The 22900-nt window shown below is 38.7% G+C and carries 23 protein-coding genes and 2 pseudogenes; 8 read left to right on the forward strand and 17 right to left on the reverse strand.

The annotated features are described in order from the left end of the window. Positions 1-17: 17 nt before the first annotated feature. From ACFSUO_RS05325 to ACFSUO_RS05340, 4 genes and pseudogenes are all read right to left on the reverse strand, one after another. A pseudogene (locus ACFSUO_RS05325) lies at positions 18-140 on the reverse strand (helix-turn-helix domain-containing protein); the annotation flags it as partial. 784 nt (positions 141-924) lie between these two features. Continuing rightward, positions 925-1131 (reverse strand): copper chaperone CopZ, encoded by a 207-nt coding sequence (copZ, locus tag ACFSUO_RS05330; protein WP_382391820.1) that lies wholly within the window; start codon positions 1129-1131, stop codon positions 925-927. 30 nt (positions 1132-1161) lie between these two features. Further along, a complete protein-coding gene (locus tag ACFSUO_RS05335; RefSeq protein ID WP_382391822.1) occupies positions 1162-3570 on the reverse strand; it encodes a heavy metal translocating P-type ATPase in 2409 nt (802 codons plus the stop codon). A 14-nt stretch (positions 3571-3584) separates the two neighbouring features. Next, complete coding sequence (locus tag ACFSUO_RS05340) at positions 3585-3875, reverse strand: metal-sensing transcriptional repressor (protein ID WP_382392246.1); 291 nt, start codon at positions 3873-3875, stop codon at positions 3585-3587. A 205-nt stretch (positions 3876-4080) separates the two neighbouring features. Here ACFSUO_RS05340 and ACFSUO_RS05345 point away from each other — a divergent pair, with 205 nt between their 5' ends. Continuing rightward, on the forward strand, positions 4081-4623 hold the full coding sequence (locus ACFSUO_RS05345; protein ID WP_382391824.1) for a hypothetical protein: 543 nt from the start codon (positions 4081-4083) through the stop codon (positions 4621-4623). Positions 4624-4737: 114 nt separating this feature from the next. Further along, positions 4738-5124 carry a cytochrome C oxidase subunit II gene (locus tag ACFSUO_RS05350; protein ID WP_382391826.1) on the forward strand — a complete coding sequence of 129 codons (387 nt, stop codon included), beginning with the start codon at positions 4738-4740 and terminating at the stop codon, positions 5122-5124. 129 nt (positions 5125-5253) lie between these two features. Here ACFSUO_RS05350 and ACFSUO_RS05355 read toward each other — a convergent pair whose 3' ends face one another. Continuing rightward, positions 5254-5598, reverse strand: coding sequence for a four-helix bundle copper-binding protein (locus ACFSUO_RS05355; RefSeq protein ID WP_382391828.1), 345 nt, complete (start codon positions 5596-5598; stop codon positions 5254-5256). A 142-nt stretch (positions 5599-5740) separates the two neighbouring features. On the opposite strand from ACFSUO_RS05355, the gene ACFSUO_RS05360 reads away from it, so the two are divergent. Continuing rightward, positions 5741-5935 carry a hypothetical protein gene (locus tag ACFSUO_RS05360; RefSeq protein ID WP_382391830.1) on the forward strand — a complete coding sequence of 65 codons (195 nt, stop codon included), beginning with the start codon at positions 5741-5743 and terminating at the stop codon, positions 5933-5935. 274 nt (positions 5936-6209) lie between these two features. Here ACFSUO_RS05360 and ACFSUO_RS05365 read toward each other — a convergent pair whose 3' ends face one another. Beyond that, positions 6210-8324 (reverse strand): heavy metal translocating P-type ATPase, encoded by a 2115-nt coding sequence (locus ACFSUO_RS05365; RefSeq protein WP_382392248.1) that lies wholly within the window; start codon positions 8322-8324, stop codon positions 6210-6212. Positions 8325-8774: 450 nt separating this feature from the next. Beyond that, a complete protein-coding gene (locus tag ACFSUO_RS05370) occupies positions 8775-9857 on the reverse strand; it encodes a multicopper oxidase family protein (protein ID WP_382391832.1) in 1083 nt (360 codons plus the stop codon). A 201-nt stretch (positions 9858-10058) separates the two neighbouring features. Here ACFSUO_RS05370 and ACFSUO_RS05375 point away from each other — a divergent pair, with 201 nt between their 5' ends. Together ACFSUO_RS05375 and ACFSUO_RS05380 are read left to right on the forward strand one after the other, a co-directional pair. Continuing rightward, positions 10059-10466, forward strand: coding sequence for a MerR family transcriptional regulator (locus ACFSUO_RS05375; protein WP_382391834.1), 408 nt, complete (start codon positions 10059-10061; stop codon positions 10464-10466). 2 nt (positions 10467-10468) lie between these two features. Further along, positions 10469-10729 (forward strand): thioredoxin family protein, encoded by a 261-nt coding sequence (locus ACFSUO_RS05380; protein ID WP_382391836.1) that lies wholly within the window; start codon positions 10469-10471, stop codon positions 10727-10729. 144 nt (positions 10730-10873) lie between these two features. Here the strand turns inward: ACFSUO_RS05380 and ACFSUO_RS05385 are convergent, their stop codons facing one another. Together ACFSUO_RS05385 and ACFSUO_RS05390 are read right to left on the reverse strand one after the other, a co-directional pair. Continuing rightward, the gene (locus tag ACFSUO_RS05385) at positions 10874-11707 is read right to left on the reverse strand and encodes an IS110 family transposase (RefSeq protein ID WP_382392250.1); all 834 of its coding nucleotides are present in this window, start codon (positions 11705-11707) and stop codon (positions 10874-10876) included. Continuing rightward, positions 11673-12104, reverse strand: a complete 432-nt coding sequence (locus ACFSUO_RS05390; RefSeq protein ID WP_382391838.1) for an IS110 family transposase — start codon at positions 12102-12104, stop codon at positions 11673-11675. Before ACFSUO_RS05390 ends, ACFSUO_RS05385 begins: the two co-directional genes overlap by 35 nt. 308 nt (positions 12105-12412) lie before the next feature. Here ACFSUO_RS05390 and ACFSUO_RS05395 point away from each other — a divergent pair, with 308 nt between their 5' ends. From ACFSUO_RS05395 to ACFSUO_RS05405, 3 genes are all read left to right on the forward strand, one after another. Continuing rightward, on the forward strand, positions 12413-13333 hold the full coding sequence (locus ACFSUO_RS05395; protein WP_382392252.1) for a hypothetical protein: 921 nt from the start codon (positions 12413-12415) through the stop codon (positions 13331-13333). 703 nt (positions 13334-14036) lie between these two features. Next, a complete protein-coding gene (locus ACFSUO_RS05400) occupies positions 14037-14327 on the forward strand; it encodes a hypothetical protein (protein WP_382391840.1) in 291 nt (96 codons plus the stop codon). A 111-nt stretch (positions 14328-14438) separates the two neighbouring features. After that, positions 14439-15962, forward strand: a complete 1524-nt coding sequence (locus ACFSUO_RS05405; RefSeq protein ID WP_382391842.1) for a Na+/H+ antiporter NhaC family protein — start codon at positions 14439-14441, stop codon at positions 15960-15962. A gap of 253 nt (positions 15963-16215) precedes the next feature. On the opposite strand, the gene ACFSUO_RS05410 is transcribed toward ACFSUO_RS05405, so the two are convergent. From ACFSUO_RS05410 to resA, 8 genes and pseudogenes are all read right to left on the reverse strand, one after another. Next, positions 16216-16863, reverse strand: a complete 648-nt coding sequence (locus ACFSUO_RS05410; protein WP_382391844.1) for a YdhK family protein — start codon at positions 16861-16863, stop codon at positions 16216-16218. Between the two features lie 361 nt (positions 16864-17224). Then, on the reverse strand, positions 17225-17467 hold the full coding sequence (locus tag ACFSUO_RS05415) for a hypothetical protein (RefSeq protein WP_382391846.1): 243 nt from the start codon (positions 17465-17467) through the stop codon (positions 17225-17227). An 84-nt stretch (positions 17468-17551) separates the two neighbouring features. Beyond that, positions 17552-18226, reverse strand: coding sequence for a response regulator transcription factor (locus ACFSUO_RS05420; RefSeq protein ID WP_382392254.1), 675 nt, complete (start codon positions 18224-18226; stop codon positions 17552-17554). Continuing rightward, complete coding sequence (locus tag ACFSUO_RS05425; protein ID WP_382391848.1) at positions 18219-19610, reverse strand: sensor histidine kinase; 1392 nt, start codon at positions 19608-19610, stop codon at positions 18219-18221. Before ACFSUO_RS05425 ends, ACFSUO_RS05420 begins: the two co-directional genes overlap by 8 nt. A 554-nt stretch (positions 19611-20164) precedes the next feature. Next, positions 20165-21079, reverse strand: a complete 915-nt coding sequence (locus tag ACFSUO_RS05430) for a F510_1955 family glycosylhydrolase (protein WP_382391850.1) — start codon at positions 21077-21079, stop codon at positions 20165-20167. A gap of 227 nt (positions 21080-21306) precedes the next feature. Then, positions 21307-21468 (reverse strand): annotated as a pseudogene (locus ACFSUO_RS05435) (NAD(P)-binding protein); the annotation flags it as partial. A 58-nt stretch (positions 21469-21526) separates the two neighbouring features. Then, a complete protein-coding gene (locus ACFSUO_RS05440; protein ID WP_382391852.1) occupies positions 21527-22234 on the reverse strand; it encodes a cytochrome c biogenesis CcdA family protein in 708 nt (235 codons plus the stop codon). Positions 22235-22255: 21 nt separating this feature from the next. Next, positions 22256-22792, reverse strand: coding sequence for a thiol-disulfide oxidoreductase ResA (gene resA / locus ACFSUO_RS05445; protein ID WP_382391854.1), 537 nt, complete (start codon positions 22790-22792; stop codon positions 22256-22258). Positions 22793-22900: the final 108 nt, after the last annotated feature.

Genomic DNA, 22900 nt, shown 5'->3' on the forward strand with positions numbered 1-22900 from the left:
TTGACTACAAACTTTTATTAAGATAATTTCAGTTGTCGATATAACGAAGTCTTTGACACATTTGTAATTTCACAAATAGTACTCACTGTCATATTTCCTTCCTTATATAATTCAATTGCATGATTCATTCCCGCATGGTCATCATCCCATACATTTTATTATGTAGTATTCCTCAAGAATGTAAAAATTGCCTTCTGTTATATAATCCTCTTCTTTGTGTTTATATATAATCCCATGATTAGTGTTTCGATTACATTTACTACAATAAACCTTTTTCTTTAACAAGTTTATATCCTTTAGCTCTTCAGTGATCATTTATTTATCCCCTTTTCAACCCCATTATATAACCACCTGAAATTGTTCCTATTCCCTATTTAAAGAGACTGGTCTGTCTATAAGGATGATGGTTTTAGACATTGCAGGAGTCTTGAAGCTATTTGATCTTCAACAATATGTCCCGATTGTGGAATTCAGTTCCTGTTGAACAATCTATCAAATAAGTACAACAAGTATAACACTTATAATTCAAAATACGTATTGCTTTTTAACTTAAATCACCCAAAGGATGTGAGGTGGTAATAACCTGTCATTTACTGGTACACTTTTTGTCATTCAGTGGTAAAAAGTATGTCAACGTTGGTACAATTCCTTGGCCATAATCAATTAGTAAAACCGCAATCAGCGTAGCTTTGGATAAATCAAAATATTAACTTTGGGATTACTGTTCACTAAGACGACATCAATTATTTCAATGGTAACGCGTCGGTACCAGCATTTATCGCAATGCCAATACCGGCTCCGACTAATGCTGAGGCATCATTAATGCCATCACCTATCAATGGCTGTCTTTTTCCAACCTTGCTTTAATTCTTTACATGAAAAAGCTGATTTCCAAACAGAAAACCAGCTTTTTCATGTTTATAGTTAGGCACTAACATCATAGCCTTGTTCTTCAATGGCTTCTTTCATGGCATCAATATTTACTTTTGATTCATCAAAAGTAACATCTACTTTACCCGCTTCTAAATTAACTTCAGCTACTGATACGCCATCTAGTTTATTCAATGCACCTTCAACTGACATTTTGCAATGACCACATGACATACCTTGCACATTTAACGTTTTCTCCATGAACTTTTCACCCCCTTTCAATTGATCTTTTTATATTTTCACGCGTTTTAAGCGAAGTGAGTTCGAAACAACACTTACCGAACTTAATGCCATTGCTGCACCAGCAACCCATGGTGCAAGTAATCCGACTGCTGCAACCGGGATTCCTGCTGTATTGTAGCCGAAAGCCCAAAAGAGGTTTTGACGGATATTTCTAATCGTCGCATGGCTGATTTTAATTGCTTTCGGTATGAGCAATAGCTCACCGCCAAGAATCGTAATGTCAGCAGCTTCAATGGCCACTTCTGTACCAGTTCCAATGGCAATTCCAATATCGGCGATTGCTAATGCAGGAGCATCATTGACACCATCCCCAACCATTGCAACTTTCTTATCTTGTAATTGGATGTCTTTTACTTTATCCGCTTTTTCTTCCGGTAACACTTGGGCTATTACTTGGTCGATGCCAACTTGTTTTGCAATTGCTTGTGCAGTTCGCTCGTTATCCCCTGTTAACATGATAACTCCTAAGCCTTCTTTTTGTAGCTCTCTTATTGCTTGTGGTGCTGTTTCTTTAATCGTATCTGCAACCGCAACAATTCCGCGATATTTTCCATTAATAGCAATTAACATCGCTGTTTTTCCATCAACTTCGTAATCGATTAATTCTTGTTCTGCACCACCAACATCGACTTGGTGATCTTGCATTAGTTTCCGATTTCCTACAAGAATTTGATTGTTGGAAATCGTAGCTTTAATACCGTGTCCAGGTATAGCATTAAAATCATCTACTTCACCTAAATCAATATCTCTTTCTGTTGCATAGGCAACAATGGCTTCTGCAAGTGGATGCTCTGAACCTTTTTCCGCACTCGCAAGTAATTGTAATGTTTCCTCATCACCTGTAAAGTTTGTTACTTCAGGTTTTCCTTTAGTGATTGTTCCTGTTTTATCTAACACGATTGCATTTAATTCATGGGTACGCTCGAGATGTTCTCCACCTTTAAAAAGAATTCCGTTCTCTGCACCCTTCCCTGTGCCAACCATAATGGATGTTGGTGTTGCAAGTCCTAAAGCACAGGGACATGCAATAACAAGAACAGCAATCGATGCGACCAAAGCAGGTTCAATTTGACCAGGCTGGACAAATGAAATCCATACGACAAATGTTAGAATGGCAATACCTGCAACAATCGGTACGAAATAGCCAGAAATGACATCGGCTAATCGTTGGATTGGTGCTTTCGACCCTTGTGCATCCTCGACCACTTTCACAATCGATGCAAGTGCAGTATCTTTACCAACCTTCGTTGCATCCATTTCAATCGAGCCATTTTTGTTCATCGTCGAGCCGATGACCGTTGCGTCTACGTCCTTTTCAATTGGAATGGATTCCCCCGTAATCATTGATTCATCGACAGAGGTTCTGCCCTTTACAATCATACCATCTACAGGTATTTTCTCACCTGGTTTTACAACTAATCGATCACCAACGACAACTTCCTCAACTGGCGTCATAACTTCCTCGCCATCTCTTATAACGCGAGCTTCTTTTGCCTGTAAATTCAGCAAAGAGGATAGGGCATTCGTTGTCTGGGTTTTTGCTCTTGCTTCCAAATATTTACCAAATAAAATCAACGTAATGATGACAGCACTTGCTTCAAAATACAAATGCGGTTCATACGCCGGATTGCCGATAGTCCTGATTGCTTCAGACAAACTATAGAAATAAGCTGCACTCGTTCCTAATGCAACAAGCACATCCATGTTCGCTCCGCCATTGCGAAGGTTCTTATAGGCACCAACATAAAATTGCCATCCGATAATAAATTGAACGGGCGTTGCTAAAGCAAACTGGAACCATGGATTCATGAATATAGCTGGTATAGTCATATTAAATAAATGAACCAGCATGGTTACTAATAGCGGTGCAGCTAACACAGCTGAAATGATTAACTTCGTCTTCTGATTGTTTAGTTCTTTTTCTTTATGCGTTTGCTTTTCTGCTGCTTCAGCTTTAGGTTTCGCATCATAACCCACATTTTTGATTTTATCAATCAATGCTTTCGTATCTGTGAGTCCTGGGTTATATTCTACAGATGCCGTTTCTGTTGTTAAGTTGACATTGGCAGATGTAACGCCTTCTTGCTTATTCAATACTTTTTCAATACGGTTAGAACAAGCTGCACAAGTCATCCCAAAAACATCTAATTCTGTTTTATCCATTAAAACACCGTAGCCGACATTTTCAATTTTATTCGTAATATCTTCAATGGATGTTTTTTCTGAATCATAGTCTACAGTTGCCTTTTTGGTCGTTAAATTAACTTGTGCTTCCACACCATCCATTTTGTTTAATGTTTTTTCAATACGATTGGAACATGCAGCACAGGTCATCCCCGTTACACCAAGCTGTGTATGCTGCTGGTTTACTTCATTCAGTTGTTTTGCCTCACTCATAGATGATACCCCCCTTACTTGGAAAACTGCTTCATAACCTCCATCAGTTCATCGATGGCTTCATGTCCTTTCCCGGTTTGAATCGCATCACTGACACAATGCTTTGTATGCCGTTCAGCTACGGAAAATCCGACTTTTTTCAAGGCAGCATTAATAGCACTGATTTGAACTAAAATATCAACACAATAACGGTCTTCTTCAACCATTTTTTGAATACCCCGCACTTGTCCTTCAATTCGCTTCAAGCGATTAACGACAGCATTTTTCTCATCCTCTGTCCGGGGTGTTACCGGATGGTCATGCATATATTCACCCAACTGCCTCACTTCCTTTCAATTTCTGTTTATAGTATACCCCCCTTACGTATTATTTGTCAATGAATAAAAGTGACAGAACATCAAAGTAAAATAACCGATATTATCATTTACCAAATACCCTAGTTGGGTAAAACATAATTTAAGTCAGTTCTGAATATATTTTTATGGACAACTTATGATTGGAGTTGAAATCATGTCTCTTGCATTAATTCTCATTATCGGACTTTTTATTAGTCAAGTTCTTATCATCGTCACCTACATCACGTATTACCGTAAGTGGCTATCACTTATGAGCGGAATGGTTATTTCCATGTCAGTTGGTATGACAGCTGGCATCTTAATGGGAACCATCTTGGGAGTATTCCTCCAAGGTAACTTGTTTGTATCAACACTATATGGCATCCTGATTGGGTTAACAGCAGGAGTCCTCGCCGGGATACCTGTCGGATTGCCGGCGGTCATTGACGGTATGCTTTCCGGATTAATGGGTGGAATGATGGGTGCCATGCTTGGGGATATGTTGGCTATAACCAGCCCCGATGCCATCATTAAAACAGTGACATTGTTCGTGACCATGGTATTACTACTCGTTTTATATATGGCTGAAGATCTGATTCGAAAACAATCCAGCCAAGCAACTGTTTTCGTGTTAAAACATCCCTATTTGGTATTATTTATCCTAGCAATTCTTTTTATAGGATTAGACTTATCAGGGTCGGTTATTGACGGAAAATAACCACGACACATTTTTTTCAACTATTTGTCTTAATTTCTCCATAAATAATGCACATTCAGTAAATACAATTGGCACTGGAAAATAAAATAATATGAATGATTGAGGAGGGCTAAAATGAAAAAAGGGTTATTAGCAGTGCTGGCTCTGGGGCTTGTTTTGTTTCTTGCGGCATGCGGTGGAAGTAACAACGGCGATTCGGGTGATACGGAAAGTACCGATAACGATTCATCGGGAACAGCCAGCAATGAACTTAATATAACAGCATCCAATTTCGAATTTGACCAGGATGAATACACTGTAGCTGCCGGTGAGGAAGTTAACGTTTCCCTTACAAATAAAGAAGGCATGCACGGGGTTGCGATTGACGAATTTGATCTGAATGTAGAAGGTGAAGGCGAAGCATCCTTTACCCCTGAAGAACCAGGTGAATACACCATCTACTGCAGTGTCCCTTGTGGTGAAGGACATGCCGACATGCAATCTACATTGGTTGTAGAGTAATACAGATATAAGGAAGCTGTTCTTCATGGAATGGCTTCTTTTTTTATCTTTTATCCCAAATGGAAACCTACGATGTGCTAAAATATAACGTGCAGAAAACTAAACGCTTTCTGCACGCAACTGATTTGATCATCCGGCCATTTTCCGGCACTCTTCTGCACATTGCCGGCATATTGCTGCACATTCTTGGCAATGGGTATCTTTAAATTTTTCACATTCTGCGGCACATTGTTCACAGACATTCGCGCATACACCGCACAATTGGGCTGAAAATGTACTACTTCTGGACATATATTGCCCCGCCTGCGCACATATTTCCGCACAGTCATTTAACGTCTGGATACATGTCACCCGAGCCTGTACATCCGGTTCCTGTAAACAAGCCGTCGTACACTCTTCACAAGCTCTCATGCATTTAAGGCACGCTTCAATACACTTATCCATAGCTGTTGGTGATGTTGATAATACCCCCATTAGGCATTCTCCTTTCACGATAAGTCCTCACTATTTTGTCCATCATTAATGGTTATATGCATTATGTAATTACCCTGATATTTACACATGTAACCTATTACAATCATAGGATAACGTGATATCTATTGGAGGAGTGATAAAGTTGTACTATACACAGCCAAATATGTGGTATTATCCTTATCCGCCAAACCGGGAGGACATGATGATGTCCAAAGACAACCAGCAAATGATGGAGATGATGCAGGAACATATGCGGATGACAGAAGAAATCAGACAAATGGTGTACGACATGAATGAAAGGTTTAAATGGATAGAAATTGAACTACCCACCACTTAGCTGACGCTTGAAGTGGGGGATTCCTGCGAACACCAGCGTAACCGCCAGTTATCTTAGCAGGCTCTACCCGTCGTCCCAACGGTAGGAACAAAGATTTTGTACGTTGGACTCGAGCCGTCTAGCGTACTGCTTCTCGCCAAAAACGATAAATTGATGAAATAGAAATAGCAGTTGTAAAACACCGTAAAAACTGATGCGTATTGGTATCAGCTCTCTTACTCTTGTATTAGTAACTGTGCCCCAAAGGCTACACGCCTCTGGGCTACCGGTCTTATTATGCTTTCAATAATTTAGCGTTAATCGCAACAATGATCGTGCTCAGACTCATTAATACCGCTCCAACTGCAGGGCTGAGCACAATTCCGATTGGTGCCAGCACACCTGCTGCAAGTGGAATTGCAAAAATATTATAGCCGGCCGCCCACCAAAGGTTCTGAACCATTTTGCGATACGTTTTTCTGGATAGGTCCATCAGTGATACGACATCTTTTGGATTGCTTTTGACAAGTACGACATCAGCCGACTCCATGGCTACATCTGTTCCAGCACCGATAGCAATACCTAAATCAGCGGTTGCCAGTGCAGGCGCATCGTTAACACCGTCACCGGTCATAGCAACTTCCCAGCCTTTGTTTTTAATTGTTTTCACCTGATTAGCTTTATCATCGGGCAAAACTTCTGCATAAACTTCATCAATATCCAATTGCTTGGCGACCCAATTCGCAACCTTTTTATTGTCGCCAGTTAACATAATGGAGTGGATATCGTTTTCTTTTAATGATGCAATGGCTTCTTTTGCTGTTTCTCGAACCATATCCGCAAGTGCAACTATTCCAATCAATTCATCATCCAACAGGACAAAGACAACCGTTTTGCCCTCTTCGGACAATTTCTCAAACATATCCCGGTTATATTCCATATTGTTATTGTCAACATAGCCAGGACTTACGACATTTACTTTTTTGCTCTCGATTTTTCCTTCGATTCCTTTACCGGTAATGGATTCAAACTCCTCAATTTTTTTCAGTTCAAGATCTTTTTCGTTTGCCGAGCTGACAATGCCGGCCGCAATCGGGTGTTCTGAATTTAGCTCAAGACTTGCCGCCCATGATAACACTTCATCTTCCTCGAAGCCGTCATTCGGCACAATATTGGTGACACCGAATGCGCCTTGGGTCAGGGTACCTGTCTTATCAAATACAACGGCATTCAAATTTCGTGCCCCTTCAAAATTGGCACGGTTCCGAATAAGCAGTCCCTGTTTGGCTGAAATGGATGTTGACACCGCCACAACCAATGGTGCTGCCAGCCCAAGCGCATGCGGACAAGTAATGACCATCACTGTGACCATCCGCTCAAGTGCAACATCAAAGGAATATCCAAGCATTAGCCATACAAATAAAGTGATAAACCCGGATGCGAGAGCGATGTAAAACAGCCATTTGGCAGCACGGTTAGTCAGATCCTGCGTTTTTGATTTGGACTCCTGTGCTTCCTTGACCAGTGTAATGACCTGGGATAGATAGGAATCTTCACCGGTTTTCTCAACCGTTACTTTTATTGAGCCTTCTTTATTGATAGATCCACCAATCACTTCATCGCCTTTATTCTTTTCTATGGGAACTGATTCACCGGTCAGCATCGACTCATCAATCGCTGAATTGCCTTCGTAAATCGTTCCGTCGACTGGGATTTTTTCACCCGGTTTTACCAGCACTTTGTCATCGTGTTTGAGTTCTGCTGTCGGCAGATCTGTCACGTCGCCGTTCTCATCAAGCTTATGTGCTTCACTCGGCATTAGTTTAACCAGTTCCTCAAGTGCATTCGATGCCCCCATCACTGACCGCATTTCAATCCAATGACCAAGCAGCATAATGTCAATCAATGTGGCAAGTTCCCAGAAGAAATCCTTGCCTTCCCAGCCGAAAACAGTCAGTGAACTGTAACCATACGCGACGAGGATCGCTAGGCCAATCAGTGTCATCATGCCCGGATTTTTCTCTTTCAACTCACTAATCCCACCAGTAATGAACGGCCAGCCACCGTAGAAGAAAACAAATGTCGCAAGGGCAAACAAGATGTATTGGTCAGCCGGAAAACCCCAGTCAACACCGATAAAATCTTGAATCATCGGCGACAAAATCAGGATGGGGACCGTGAAAATCAGGGATATATAAAATCTTTTCTTAAAATCACTGACCATATCGCCATGATCATGGTGTACGTGACTATGATGATTGTGCCCCCCATGATCGTGGTGGTGGCCACCGTAGTTGTGATCATGATGCTTATGTTCTCCACTGCTGTGGTCCGCATGGCCTTCATGATCATCGGTGTGATGACTGTGCACATCATGTTCAGAATGGCTATTATTTTGCTCTTCTTCCATTCGATGATGGTAATGATGACTATCATGATACCGGTGATCATCTTGATTAGTATCTGCGTTATGATTTTCCTCTTCAAATTTAGCCATTTATATTCTCCTTTCAGGGAATCATCTTTAATTTTCCCAAATTATTATCTACTTATTATAATACAATACCCCCGTACGGTAAAATGTAAACATATAAATGTAATACTCATTTCTCAAAAAGACAAACTGCCAAAGCTTTTCATTTATCCCGCGCTCTATGATTTAGAGCATATTAATCCCTTTGTTATAGATCTTCACCTTTTTTAAAAGGCAAATGATTTAAATAAGACAAATTAATGAATAAACCCAATATAGCAAAGAGCCGGACCCATTAGATCCAGCTCTTTCATATAAACACTTAAATACAAGATGATGAAAGATAAACTCGTTGAAAGGCAATACTTGTTTTGTTTTCAGTAAAGATTACTCTGTAACCTCGATGGTGGTAAACATACCGCCTGTTTCACCATTAGCATTCATCGTGTGATGTGGTTTATGGCAATGAATCGGCCATGTACCGACATTTTCAGCGGTGAATTCAATATCCCACGTTTCTCCCGCTGCAACGTTAATCGTATTTTTTTCAAGTTGTGCTGACTTATTAATCCGGTTGCCGTCTACCGCAACCACTTTAAAATCATCCCCGTGCATGTGCATCGGATGGGAATTACCACTTAAGTTTGTAAAACGTATACGGACAGTCTCGCCTTTTTTGACTTCGATAGGTTCTGTTGAGGGGTAGGATTTCCCATTGATAGTAAACATATTCGGTTCCATTCCCATTGGGTCGACTTTATAGACTCCTGTTTCGTTTTCTGCATCTTCCATACCGTACTCTTCTGTACCCATCCGATGTTCTTGTTCAGCGTTCATGTTCATGTCCCCGTGACCACCAGCGCCATCAAGTGTCCACTCTTGCAACATCATGACGATATCTCTATCCACTTGTTGATTTTGTTTATTTGGTTTAATAACAAATGAGCCAGTAAGACCCATTAACTCCTGCTTTGAAACGTTGGTATGGGAGTGATACATATAGGTTCCTGATTGTTCCAAGGTGAATTTATACGTGAAAGATTCACCAGGTTGAATTTTCGGCGAATCCTGTACTAGAGGAACCCCATCCATATCATTTGGTACTTCAAGACCATGCCAATGAACAGATGTTGCTTCAGGCAGGCTATTATGAACAGTAATTTCTACTGTATCCCCTTCCTCAGCAACCAAGGTAGGTCCAGGCGCACCGCCATTGAATCCCCATGCTTCTGCTTTGAATCCATCTGTGAATTTTTGAGTCACTGTTTCTGCTGTCAACTCGTATTTTTTTATTCCATTGTCCTCTTTCCCAGTCAACGTTTCTAAACTAGGCGATTCAATATTCGCATACTTACTTTTCGGCTTACTTAAGCTCTGCTGTGCCTCTGATGTACTGACCCATTGAATAAAAGTAAATATTAAACCTAAAGTGATGGCCGAAGTCAAGATAACCATCCATTTCTTTTGCATACTTTCCACTCCTTTTAGTAAATTGTTAAACATCTATTATTCTACTATTTAATTGTCAAGAAAGTATGGAGAGAATCACCATTGCAAGCTTATTTTAAAACAACATAAAAACCGACGGAAAAACATTAATAATAAAGATAAAATTACTCTTGACCCTGTACCATAGTCGAGAGTACATACTAATAACTGAGGGGGGATGAAATGGAAGGTTTAACAATAAGCCAAGTAGCCAAAAAAGCAAACGTCAATATTGAAACTATTCGATATTATGAAAGGCGTGGTTTAATTTCTGAGCCACCTCGATCGGAATCAGGTTATAGAAAATTTACTCTAGAAGTCGTAGAAGATATTAAATTCATCAAACGAACGCAGGATTTAGGGTTTACCCTCGAGGAAATAAAAAACATTTTAGCTGCTTCAAATGATGAAAAGTTTCGTTCAGGGGAAATGCACGCTTTTGCAATAAATAAAATGGAAGAAATTGAAACAAAAATTCATAATTTAAAGCATATGAAAACATTACTTGAAGACTTGACCGAAAAGTGTCCTGGTTCTGGGATTTCAAAAAGCGAATGTCCAATTATTAAAAAGTTTCAAGGAGTGAATTAAAAATGGCAAAACGATTAGTTGAAGTATTTACGGCGGGTTGCAGTGTTTGTGAAGGTGATGTGCAACAAGTGAAAGATTTAGCTTGTGACAATTGCGAAGTAGTGGTTTATGATTTAAACAAAAAATGCGACACACTCGAATGTGAAATAAAAGCAAAAGAATACGACGTAAAATCTGTTCCAGCCGTTGTAATCAATGGAAAATTGGTCAGCAACAACGGTATCGACACCGATTCGTTAAAGGCAGCTGGCTTAGGTCAATAAATAACGAACAGCAAGGGTGAGATTTTCATCCTTGTTTTTGTATGAAAACAACTCCTTAAAAATGACAATACTAAACCAGGCCCTTCATATTTCAACTTTTTTGAAGGGCTTAAAATTGAAATAATTCCAATGAATGATTTCTGTCTAAGCTGTTTGCCCTTCTGATGAAGTTACTTTATATCCTTTTCTTTTTAGGTATTCAATCATTTTTAATTCCTTCTTTTGTTTCTGTTCCTGTAAATAATTTGGACCTAGTTCTTTATATGGTTCTCCCGTTTGTAAGATGTTGTAAGCAATGGTTAAAATTAAATGAGCCGAAGCCATTCGTGCTTTCTTTTTCCCTTGTCGCTTCATAATCCTTTTTTGGTGTGCAGAAATTCGATTATCTTGCTTAAGTGAAGATAGCGCGCACTCTACCGCCATTGTCTTTAATGCCTTGTTCCCTTTCGTTGATTTACTGTCTTTTTTTTTACCGGCACTCTCATTATTTCCCGGACTTACACCTGCCCAGGAAGCAAGGTGTTTAGCCGATCGAAACACCGACATATCTACACCCATCTCTGCAATAAAAGTGGCTGCACCGGATTCACTGACACCAGGGATTGTCTCCAATAGTTCAACTTCTTTACGGTATGAGGTTAGGCACTGATCAATTTGTTCTTCCAATTGCTTAATGGTTTGTTCTAAATAAATCATATGATCCCAATGAAATCTCAACATATCACGATGATGACGGCGAATACGGCCATTAATAGCCTTTGCAATATCCGGAATGCTTGCCTTCGTTCTCCAATGTACCATTTGTTGAAGATCCTTTATCTCAATTTTTTCGCCGTCTATAATAGCTTCCAGAATACGTCGTCCGGATGCACCAAATATTTGAGAAAAAACAGATGTAAGCTTGATATTGGCGTCCTGTAGGATTTTGTGAATACGGTTTTGCTCAGCAGTACGTTGGTGTATGAGTTTTTTTCCGATACCGGGTTAGATCGCGTAAATTGCGAATATCTTCCGATGGCACAAAATTCCTTTCAATTAGTCCACTGCGCAGCAGCTTGGCAAGCCATTCAGCATCTTTGACATCCGTTTTACGTCCGGGAACATTTTTAACATGCTTTGCATTAAGCACCAGTTGAAAATGACTCTCCAGTATATTCCACACTGGTTTCCAAAAAACACCCGTACTTTCCATCACCACATCCGTTACTTGAAAAGACGATAGCCAATCGCTTAATTCAAGTAACCCATCCGTCGCAGTTGAAAAAGACTCAATGGATTTTTTTGGCCTTTTCTCTAAAGGCCCATATAATACACAAGCGACTACAGTTTCCTGATGTACATCTAGTCCTGCACACCTTTCAATCATTGCTTCCATTGGAAAACCACCTCAAAGATAAATTAACAATACAAATGACAGTAGGTATATTTCGAAATTTTTATATACGTGCTTAGGGCACAGTAGATGGTACTTCTATACTGTCACAAACCAGTTTCTTATTCAGGGTATCTTCATTGAAGATCCACCAAAAAAACTTTCGACCTGGTTGTATTGTTAATTACATCATTTACCATGTATAAACGGGCTATACGATAGCTGATGCAGCCATTCATTTTCATGGTAGATGGTGGCTACGAGAAGGCGTAGCCATGTTGGTTTCTTATGTAAAAAAAGGAGAGTTGCTCGTGAATACGGCGGTTTCAAAGAATGTAACAATTATTTCGTATGTCATTGCTATTACATTTATTATCACCATGATTACGACTTCAGTCCTGTTGAATAATCATCAAATTATTTTGCCGGAACTTGCTGCAATGGCAATTGCCATGTGGGTATATCGGGAAGCCGGATGGATCAGGCACCCATCCAAGATTCTTTTTGCCCCTTCTCTCACTGCTGTCATTGGATTTATGGTTAATTTATTACCAATTTTTTATGTAGGAAAAGTAGGTATCGCACTTGTGCTTTTGATGCTCTTATTGCGTCTTATTCAATCGAACCTAGCACCATCTATTGCAACAGGGCTACTGCCAATTGTGATAGATGTTGATGGATGGTCATTTATTATATCGACTTCCATTCTTACTTTCATACTGATGCTTGGGGTTCTTATATTTAGATTAAATAACGGAATTGAGGCGGAAGTAAAGATACATTATAAGTACATGGTAGTGTTTTTAGTGTTGAACTTCATCTGGATTAGTTTGACTTGGGCCGTGGGGTATCCCCAACTGGCAGCTATCCCGCCAATTCTTGTCGTTGTTTATGAATCACTGCAGAAGCCTATGTACAATGGGAAAGTAGCTTTTAAGCAGAGTCTGGTATTGACAATTTCTGCGACTGTCGGCACGCTATTGTACTTCACTCTTGATTCGTGGATATTGCTAACGCTGATAGATATGATATTAATGTACATTCTGTTACGTATTGTTGCTATCCGTATCCCAGCAGTCTACGCTTTTCCACTGCTCCCGTTCATCTTTCCAGAAAAAGTCGTAGGGATGTTGCCGTTAGGTTCATTAATTACATGTGTATTACTGTTTGGTTCAGTTTTAGCGTATAAAAAGCTTGAAATAAAGCGAAGTGGAAAGGTAATGCAAATTTAATAAAGACGAGATTAGGCCAATAAAACAAGGGTAGAATCTACCCTTGTTTTATTTTTAATAGAAATTAATGATTCCATTTTTCCAAGTTGTATCTTCGCCACCAATAGGGCATATTGGAAAATCTTCATCAGCACGAAAGCTCTTTCTTATGCCAAATCGACCACGATTGTCTAAATTTATTACAAACTATGAATCCCAAATAAACAAATTTCTTTTTAAATCCTTGTATGTTCGGGATTTCTTTGATGAAAAATTATACTGCCATTTAATTAATTAAATACCAAATACACTTTTTTAGTTTATAAACCCCATCCGTCTCCCCTCTTCCTATTCATGTTTTACTGCAATATTACTTTCAAATTATTTCCGCCTTTTTCAGATCAACCATACCTTCAAATTCCACATAAATAGGTTATATTTTTTCGGGCAATATAAAAAATAAGTGTCATGGGAGGAATATTAATGATTAGATGTAGGGTTAATGGCGAACCATTTACCTGGCACATAAGTCAATTATTAAGCGTCTAGAACTGTATGCAAATCATGTTCAAAATTAAAAAATCTTAACTATTTTAGAAAAGCAAAAATAAGGATTATAAAAAATCATGTACAAGTAATGAATCAATAACATGCAAAAGTGAATTCCCCCCCAATTCCGAACAATTCAGGAATGTTCAACAATCAAAATGATACTACTTTTGAAATGAGTGAACAGGATATTACCATTGATGCTCATTTCACCACTAGCAGTATGGCAAAAGAAAACTTCAATTCATCAGAAAACATGAAAGATAAGCAAGTGAAGCATATACATTCGGGCATGGCCTTACAACAGTCGACCATTGCTGGATTGTACGAGGATTTAATGGCTCAGATGGGGTGGACGAACCAACCAAATGCATCTGTTTCTGAACAGACTTCCGAAATCACCCCTTTAGACACCATTCCGAACTCTGGAATGACAACTAATCAACAACCAAATCATTTCAACTAAAATAAATTAGATTGATCGCAAAATTACGCGTCCTAAAATTACAAAGAGTAATTTAAATTTATACAAATGGATAAAACTAAACCATTACATTTGTTTATTGGAGGTATTACTATGTCTGCTGACTTATGGTTTTCCATTGTACCGGCTTTATCTGCCATTATTTTTGCTATGTGGACAAAGCAAGTGATTCCCTCGCTGCTTATTGGTCTGTGGATAGGAAGTCTACTATATACCGGTTCGTTAATCAGTTCCTTCAATCAAACAATTGGATACATTATGGGTGTATTAACGGATACCGGTAACTTAGACGTTCTCCTGTTTCTCTACTTATTCAGCGGTCTAGTGGCCTTGATTCAGATCTCCGGTGGCGTACAGGCTTTTGCATCCGTTATTTCAGACTATATAAAAGGACCCAATAAAACGCTTCTGACATCTTGGGGACTTCTACCAATTACATTCATGGATTGCGGCTTCCGTGTCGTTGCAGGAGGTGCCATTATTAAACCTCTTGCCAAACGTTATCATGTTGCACGGGAGCGCCTTGCCTATATGCTTAATAATTCTGCCAGCCCAGTCATCATCCTGATACCAATGGCAACCACTTTCGTCGGTTACACAACAGGTGTTATCAAGAAGGGAATGGATGCGGCTGGTATACAGGGGTCTGCCATTAGTATGTTTATAAGTTCCATACCGTTTCAGTTTTTCAGTTATACATCCATTATTGTGGCTTTAACATCATTGGTCCCTGCATTGAACTTCCCAAAAATGAAAACCATTATCCAACAGAATGGAACTGAACAGAGCCGTCAACAAAAGACAGGAGGCAATATTAATAAAGATTTGGTTTTTGAAGCATCTGATGAAATCAGCAGAAACAAGGATAACTTAGAAAAGGCTGAGACAGCTGAAGATCAAATGGGGGTAGCCGCAAAGGAAGAGAATCAAATGGATGACGGCATGGATATGGGTATGAAACAAGAAGAGCCAGCTTTAAAACCAAGACTTCTTAATCTGATCATCCCCATCGCTCTCCTGATTCCTTTAAGCTTTATCCTTATGTGGAATAGTAACACCCCTTCCCGTATGATGCTAATTGCCCTTTTGATTACATTAATAGCTTCTGTCGTATTATATCTGATACAAGGATTGAAGCTAAAAACGATAATGGATCGTTTTGTCAAAGGTGGAAATAAACTCATGACAACTATTATCATTCTTGTTTTGGCATGGCCGATTTCAGATGTCTCCCAGGACTTGGGGATGATCCAACTTATTCAACGCACACTGGGCGGAACAATACCAGCTGTTTGGATACCGCTGATTGTTTTCACTATAACATCAGCTGTAACCTATTTTATTGGTTCATCGTGGGGTGCTTGGGCCCTCATGATGCCTGTCGCAATTCCATTAGCGGCATCAACTGGAAGCCCCCTCCCATTAGTGATTGCAGCAGTCCTTTCTGGTGGTACCTTTGGAGATGTAACATCGCCAGTTTCCGGTATGACTGCCATGTCATCAGGAATTTCAGGGGCAGATCATATGACATATGTCAGAGCGATGAGTCCCTATAATATGACAGCTGCCGTTATAGCAGCAGGGTTATTTGCTGTCATTCCTTTTGTTACTGGTTAATAAAAATTAAAGAGTTTTACATTTCTTCTTTCAGTTATTTTTAACCAAGACCAAATTGGCCGGATAACTGGTCATGAATCCTAATATCATTTGCAGTTTGCATCATAAACCAATAAGATGCTTTGGTTTTGAAGGGCTCGCAAATGTAATGAACGATTGCCATCCACTCAAACATGCCATCTTCATTAAGGAAAGAGCCTATCGTTTAAGAATAGGCTCTTTGAGAATCAAAAATATAACACTTATACGACCTTTATTCTGTAGGCGAAAGTTCACTTTCTGTTACCCATTTATGGTTTGACACTTTCTCACCGTCATTCGCTGGAGTGTAGCTCACCATATATACAGTAGTATTTTCGGCGGAGTCAATTTCGGCAGTTACACCATCCATCCCTTCCATATGGGAGGCATTAATAGTAACTTGTGTACCTGGTTCCAATGGGGCCTCCGCGGGATTTTCTAGCTCTTCATGGATAACCCATTTATGATTTTCCACTGGATCCCCGCCATTTTTTGGTGTATAAGAAACAGTGTATGCTGTAGTATTATAGGCTCCATCAATTGTTGCTACAGCCCCCTGCATCCCCTCCATGTGATCTGATTCTATAATTGCCTGGCTTCCGACTTCATAGGTTGGAGTATTAGCTATTGCCAGGTCATCAGGGACTTCGCCCGAGCTGGAATGGTCCATGTCGGAATGATCCATGTTTTCATCAGAACCGGATTCCGACTCCATATTTTCGTTACTTTCCGATTCTGTATTTGTATTTTCTTGGTTCTCTTCCTGGGTCGTTTCGTCGTTTTGATCCTGATTTGTGTCTTCATTGTTACCGCCGCATGCAGCTAGGAGAATTGCTGAGATGAGTAGAACAAACCCAATCAATAATTTTTTATTTCTCATGAATAGCCTCCTCTATTTAAGTATTCCACTTCATAAGTCTACGTAGTTTATATGCATTTTTTGTGCAGAATTTGTAACAAACTAGTAAAAATGGATAAAGGAGAGATGATGAAACTCTGCACAAAATATGGCCACTTTTTATATTTGATAATCTGAATTATGTATTTACATACTACACCACCTAATTATTGTATGAATTTTGCTATAAAATATACCCGGCCAGTGAATGGATATAAACATACTAGAAAAAGGCAAGCTTCCCGCGTTAGAAAACCAAAAAAACAGGGCTGTTTTAACGGGAACAGCCCTGTTTTTCATGTTAAGGGGTAAAACCAATATATAGTAAATTATTGACTCACGTCTACCTCTGGAACTGCATACTTCCGCCGGTTCTATTATCGTTTGAGCCATGGCAATCCTGATACATTTTCTCCATTTGCTGCTCATTTATATTTGGGTGCATATTCTGCATAAAAGGAACCATTTCTTCAAAGCTCAATCCGGGTTGGCCACCATTGTCAGGTGTGCTCTTTGCCATAACAATATTACCGATACCCAATACCAAAAAAGACGTCAATGCAATAATCAAAAGTTTCTTTTTCAATGTATGTCCCTCCCTTCAATGATTATCATAAAGAAATGTTTTTGAGAAATTATCAAGAAAGTGTGACAAGTTATTCATAAGCAATCAGGATTCCTCCAACCATTTATACCCTATGCCCCAAACTGTTTTAAAGTAATTTTCAACCGGGAAACCTGCCTGCTTGATTTTTTCCCGCATATTCCGAACATGGGAGTCAACCGTTCTTCCTTCTGTATCTGAATCAAACCCCCAGATTAATTCGATCAGTCGTTCTCTTGTGAACACCTGATTGGGATGTTTCATTAAATGGCCCAGTACCATAAATTCCTTAGGTGTTAATTTAATTGGCCTGCTTTGATAGGAAAGTTCATATCGGTCTCCGTCCCAGAGAAGACCATTGATTTTAATATGATTGACAGGCTTTTGGCGCCTTAGTAAAGCTTTAATTCTTGCTAATAATTCATCTTCGTTAAAAGGTTTGGTTATGTAATCATCCGCTCCAAGCATTAACCCTTTGACGACATCATCCTTCTGATCCCGGGCTGTTACCATTATAATCGGTACTTCCGATATTTTTCTGATTTCCTGACAAAGTTCCCAGCCGTCCATATCAGGCATCATAATATCAAGCAAAACAATGTCAAACGTTTCCTTCTCGATATATGCTAATGCTTCCTGAGCATCCTGCGCTTTTTGACACGTATAATGATGGGGCTTTAAATATAGGGCTAGCAGATCTAGCATCCGTTTTTCATTATCAACCAGCAGAACCTTATACAACATAACCACCTCGCATCAGCGTTATCCGAACCTGGGTCCCTTTTCCCCATTCACTTTCAATAGCAATTCGTCCACCGTGTGATTCGACAATCTCTTTAGCAATAGCCAAACCAAGTCCCGAACCGCCACTTTCTCTTGAGCGGGACTTTTCTACACGATACAGCCGATCCCAAATATGCGGTAGGTCTTCTTCAGGTATTCCTTCCCCCTCATCCGAAACGGTAATATGGATTCCCCCCGTCGTATGAGCTGCCTCAAGAAAGACTTCACCACTTTCATATGAATGTTTCTTGGCATTGTCAAGGATGTTCAATAAAATTTGCTGAAAGCGTTCCGGATCCACAAAAGCCACTTCGCCCCCGTCTGTGCAATTGGCTGTAAATATAATATTTTCCTCTTCAAAAGCCGGCTTCATCCGGTCAGCCACTGATTGAATCAAATCACACAGCTGAACCTCTTCACGTTCAATGATAAATCGGCTCTGGTCCAGTCTTGCCAGATCAAAAAGGTTTTTGATCAATACGGATAAATACTCTGTTTCTTCTCGAATGATTGCTGCATATTCTTTTACTTCGGATTCAGTTATATCCTGACGGTTGACAACATCAGCATACCCTTTTATATAGGTCAATGGTGTTCTAAGTTCGTGTGATATACTTGCCAAAAATTCATTTCTCTCATTTTTTAATCGATCCAGGTCTTGCGATAATAGTGTAATAGAATTCGCTAACTCTCCTAGTTCATCTTTTCGTTCCGCAGATAACTCAACCTTATTACTACCTTCATTCAGCTGTTCAGTTGCTTCCTTTATTTTAATTAATGGAAGTGTAATAAACCTAGACAGTATAAAAATCGTAATAATTGTTAGAATTAACGTAATGATGCCCGCAATGAAAAATTGATCACTTAATTGATCGACAATTTTTTTAATATTATTTGTGTGAGCAAACATAAAGACGTGACCTTGATGCGTTCCATCAATAGTAATTGGGCTATCTGTTACAATATATTCTCTCTTATTCCATCGCTCTTCAACAATTTCACCTTCAACCGGCATATCTTCATAATCAGTATGTTCGATTACTTCCAACATTTCTTCTTCAACAGGGTCAGAGTTAATCAGGATATTTCCAGTTGCATCGGTAATTATAACTACGTAATCAGAGGCAGATTCCATTAGTCCAACATGTTTTAATGTTGGACTTTCGAAATCATCTTCAAGTACAGCACTATGGGTATTTCCACGTGCCAATAAATTACCCATTACTTCTTCAATGCGATCATTGACCAGGTTCGTATATAGTATAAAAAATAAAAAAGACTCAATGATTAAGATAAACACGAAAAATAGTAATCCAATTTTAAAAGATAGTTTATTAAACATAATGGACCTCTTTACTACCAATAGGTTAGTGTATTAAAGATACCAATAAGAAGGAGCAATACCCTAGCCACCTTTTTGGTAATAGCACCAATTTTTTGTACTTTTATTTAATAGGGCCACTTACTCCAAAACACCAAATTAAAAGATAACAACACAAGCGGAAAGGATGTACCAATTCCAAATATGGAAGGGAGGATGACACCATAGGATGTTTACGTAGGATTGGAAACATTTGTGATAAAGCACTGTGGACTTCTTGCCCCAATTGCCAAATAATAATCCCGAGTGTAGAAAATACGACAATCTTCCCTAATATAAATAAGAGTAACCTGTATCCAGGGAACCTTATCTACTAAAGATTTATTCCCATAAATAGTAATTGAACTAATATTACCTGTAAGCTGACGCGGGGCAACTGCTCCAACTACACCTAGGAAAAAAGCGAATAGTATCGGTATATGTTCGAATCCATATGCCAGTCCATGAATTGGTCCACTTAACAAACCGCTAATTGGATTAAAAAGGTCAAACATTTTCATTCAACTCACTATGGTTTAATTTACTTTTCCATTCTCTAAAATTTGATCCCAAGATTCTGCACCATCTTTTGTTATATAGGCCTGCCCTTTTGTTGTATAGATAGCAAACTCCTGATTATCTTGTGGGTTTTGAGCAATATAAACAGGCCCGTCCTCTGTTAGATCGGGTAAATTGATTGTTTCTTGTTTACCACTTTCAATATTATATTTAACTAGGGATGGAGAAGTGCTATAGCTTGCATAGTATAAATTTTCTTCGTTAAAAAATACTGCCGTTCCTTGTACTGCTTCTGTGATTATTTGAAAATTTGATCCTCCATCATTTGAAACAAAAACACCATTTGTTGTTGCTACTGCAAAGTGGTTTGAGTCGGAAGGATGGATGGCCAAAGCAAATATTTCACCTTCTAATCCAGAAGCATTCACACTTTCCCATGATTCACCCTCATCCTGACTTTTGTAGAAACCCTGTTCTAACTTCGAATTTTTTGCTGGGTTCATGACAAAGATATCATGACTATTATAACCTACTGCCATTGCATGAAAATCCGTTTCCCCTTCAAACTTAAGACTTTCCAATGTTTTACCACCATCAAAGCTACGCTGTATGCCGATTGGGTTAGGTAAATCTGAATCCTCTCCCGGATGACCTGATGTGTAAAAACCTTCATCTACCGCATTAAATCCCATATAATCATTAAAATTATTTGAGGTTTTAAACCATTCATCTTCACGATAAATCTTTAATCCAGTATGGGAAGCAAAATACAATCCATTATCATTTCCAGCATAACCCATACCATGAACATGTTCTATAGAACCGTCAAAAGGGACTTCGAATGCTGCTTCTTTGTTACCATCATTACTACTACATCCTGCTATCAGTAAACCTGAAAAAATTGTTACAGTAATCATTGCTTTTTTTATCATTTAAACTTATCCTCCGCCTCATTATAATACTTTCTCACCTTGATTGTTGAGAAAGATAATCCTATATTACCATACAAAAATAAGCACCATTTTTTGTGCAGCATTCGTTTTTATTCTTTTACAATTGATTTTAATTGTTCATACTCTGATTCATCTATCTCACCTTTTACGTCCTCAATTAACATAATTAGACTGTATTCAATTTATTCAATATATAATGTTATTTACATTCTTGCGGTAAACAAAACTAAGGAATCATACCGCCTATACCATACTTCTCCTGCTTCTTGATTTTTATCTAATATGAGAAAAGAACGATTAGATTGCTTTAAGCAATAACCCATTATTAATCCTGCTTGTCCTGCACCAATGACTATAGTGTGGAACATAATTATCACAAGGTACACATTACAAAGCATATTAAACATCATTATCGTTAAATCCATATTAAAAACCAGTCCATCCACCAAAAAGGTGGTTTGTTAAAAATGAAATAATCCTCGTCATCCAGTCAAAGTATAGTACAATTCCCATTACAACCATTATATAGCCACCTATTTTCATAATGCGGTTACTATATTTGTTAATCCATTTAACTTTCCCAATAAAGAAAGTTAGAAGGAGAAATGGAATTGAAAACCCTATTACATACCACATCATGTAAAATAATGCAGCACTCGGGTTTGTCATACCCAATGCAATTACAGCAGCTAAAATTGGCCCTGTACATGGAGTCCATCCAGCTGCAAACCCCATCCCAATCAAAACGGTCCCTAGATAACCTGATGGTTTTCTTTTAAACTTAATCCTTTTATCCGTCATAAGAAAATCTAGCTTTAGAATACCCGTAATTACGAGCCCGAAAAAGAAAATTAGAACGGCCCCTATTTGTCGTAAGAACTCCTTATTTTGAATGAACAGAGAACCTATGAAAGAACCAGATAATCCTAACACTAAAAATATAACGGAAAATCCAACTAAGAAAAAAACGGAATGCAGTATTGTAACTTTTCGAACACTTTTTTTATTATTTAAGTCATCAACGGACATTCCAGTTATGTAAGACAGAAAAGCTGGATAAATAGGCAACGTACAGGGTGAAAGAAAAGATAACAAACCAGCTCCGAATGCAAATAAAATATTTAAATCCTGCATAAGAGTATCTCCCTTTAAAACTCATGGTTTAATCAAGTTCATATATTCTTTTACGTCTTGTTGAGTCATACTTCCTGTAATGATTTTCACTACTTTGCCGTTTTTGTCAATTAAATAAGTTGTAGGTATAGGACCAATGCCATACAGCTCTGTTACTTCTCCACCCCTATCCATCAGAATTGGGAAGGTTAACCCAAATTTATCAACAAAGTTTCTGACTACTAAATTGGATTCCTCAATGTTAACTGCAAGAATCTCAACACCCTGTTCTTTAAAGACTTTATATGCATTTTCCATATAAGGCATTTCTGTTTCACAAGGTTTGCACCAAGTACCCCAGAAGTTTAAAAACACCCCTTTCCCCCTGTAATCTTTTAATTGGACACGTTCACCCTGAAGTGTTTCTAAGGAGAAATTTGGAGCATCATCACCTTTTGATACGTTATATTGCTCTTTGAAGATGTTTAAATAAAGTGCATATATGACGGCTGACAGCATTATTAGCAATAAAAATATTCTAAAGTACTTTCTTCTTTTTCTTTTTCTTTCTCTATTCACCTTTGTTTCACCTCACTAATTGGCTAATTATTGATTTACTAGAAAAACTGTTCATTTAGAACAGTCTTTCCCGTTTATCCCTTGACTTTTAACTTTTAATAGGCGTAA

Source organism: Lentibacillus juripiscarius, from assembly GCF_042685205.1.
Lineage (GTDB): Bacteria > Bacillota > Bacilli > Bacillales > Amphibacillaceae > Lentibacillus > Lentibacillus juripiscarius.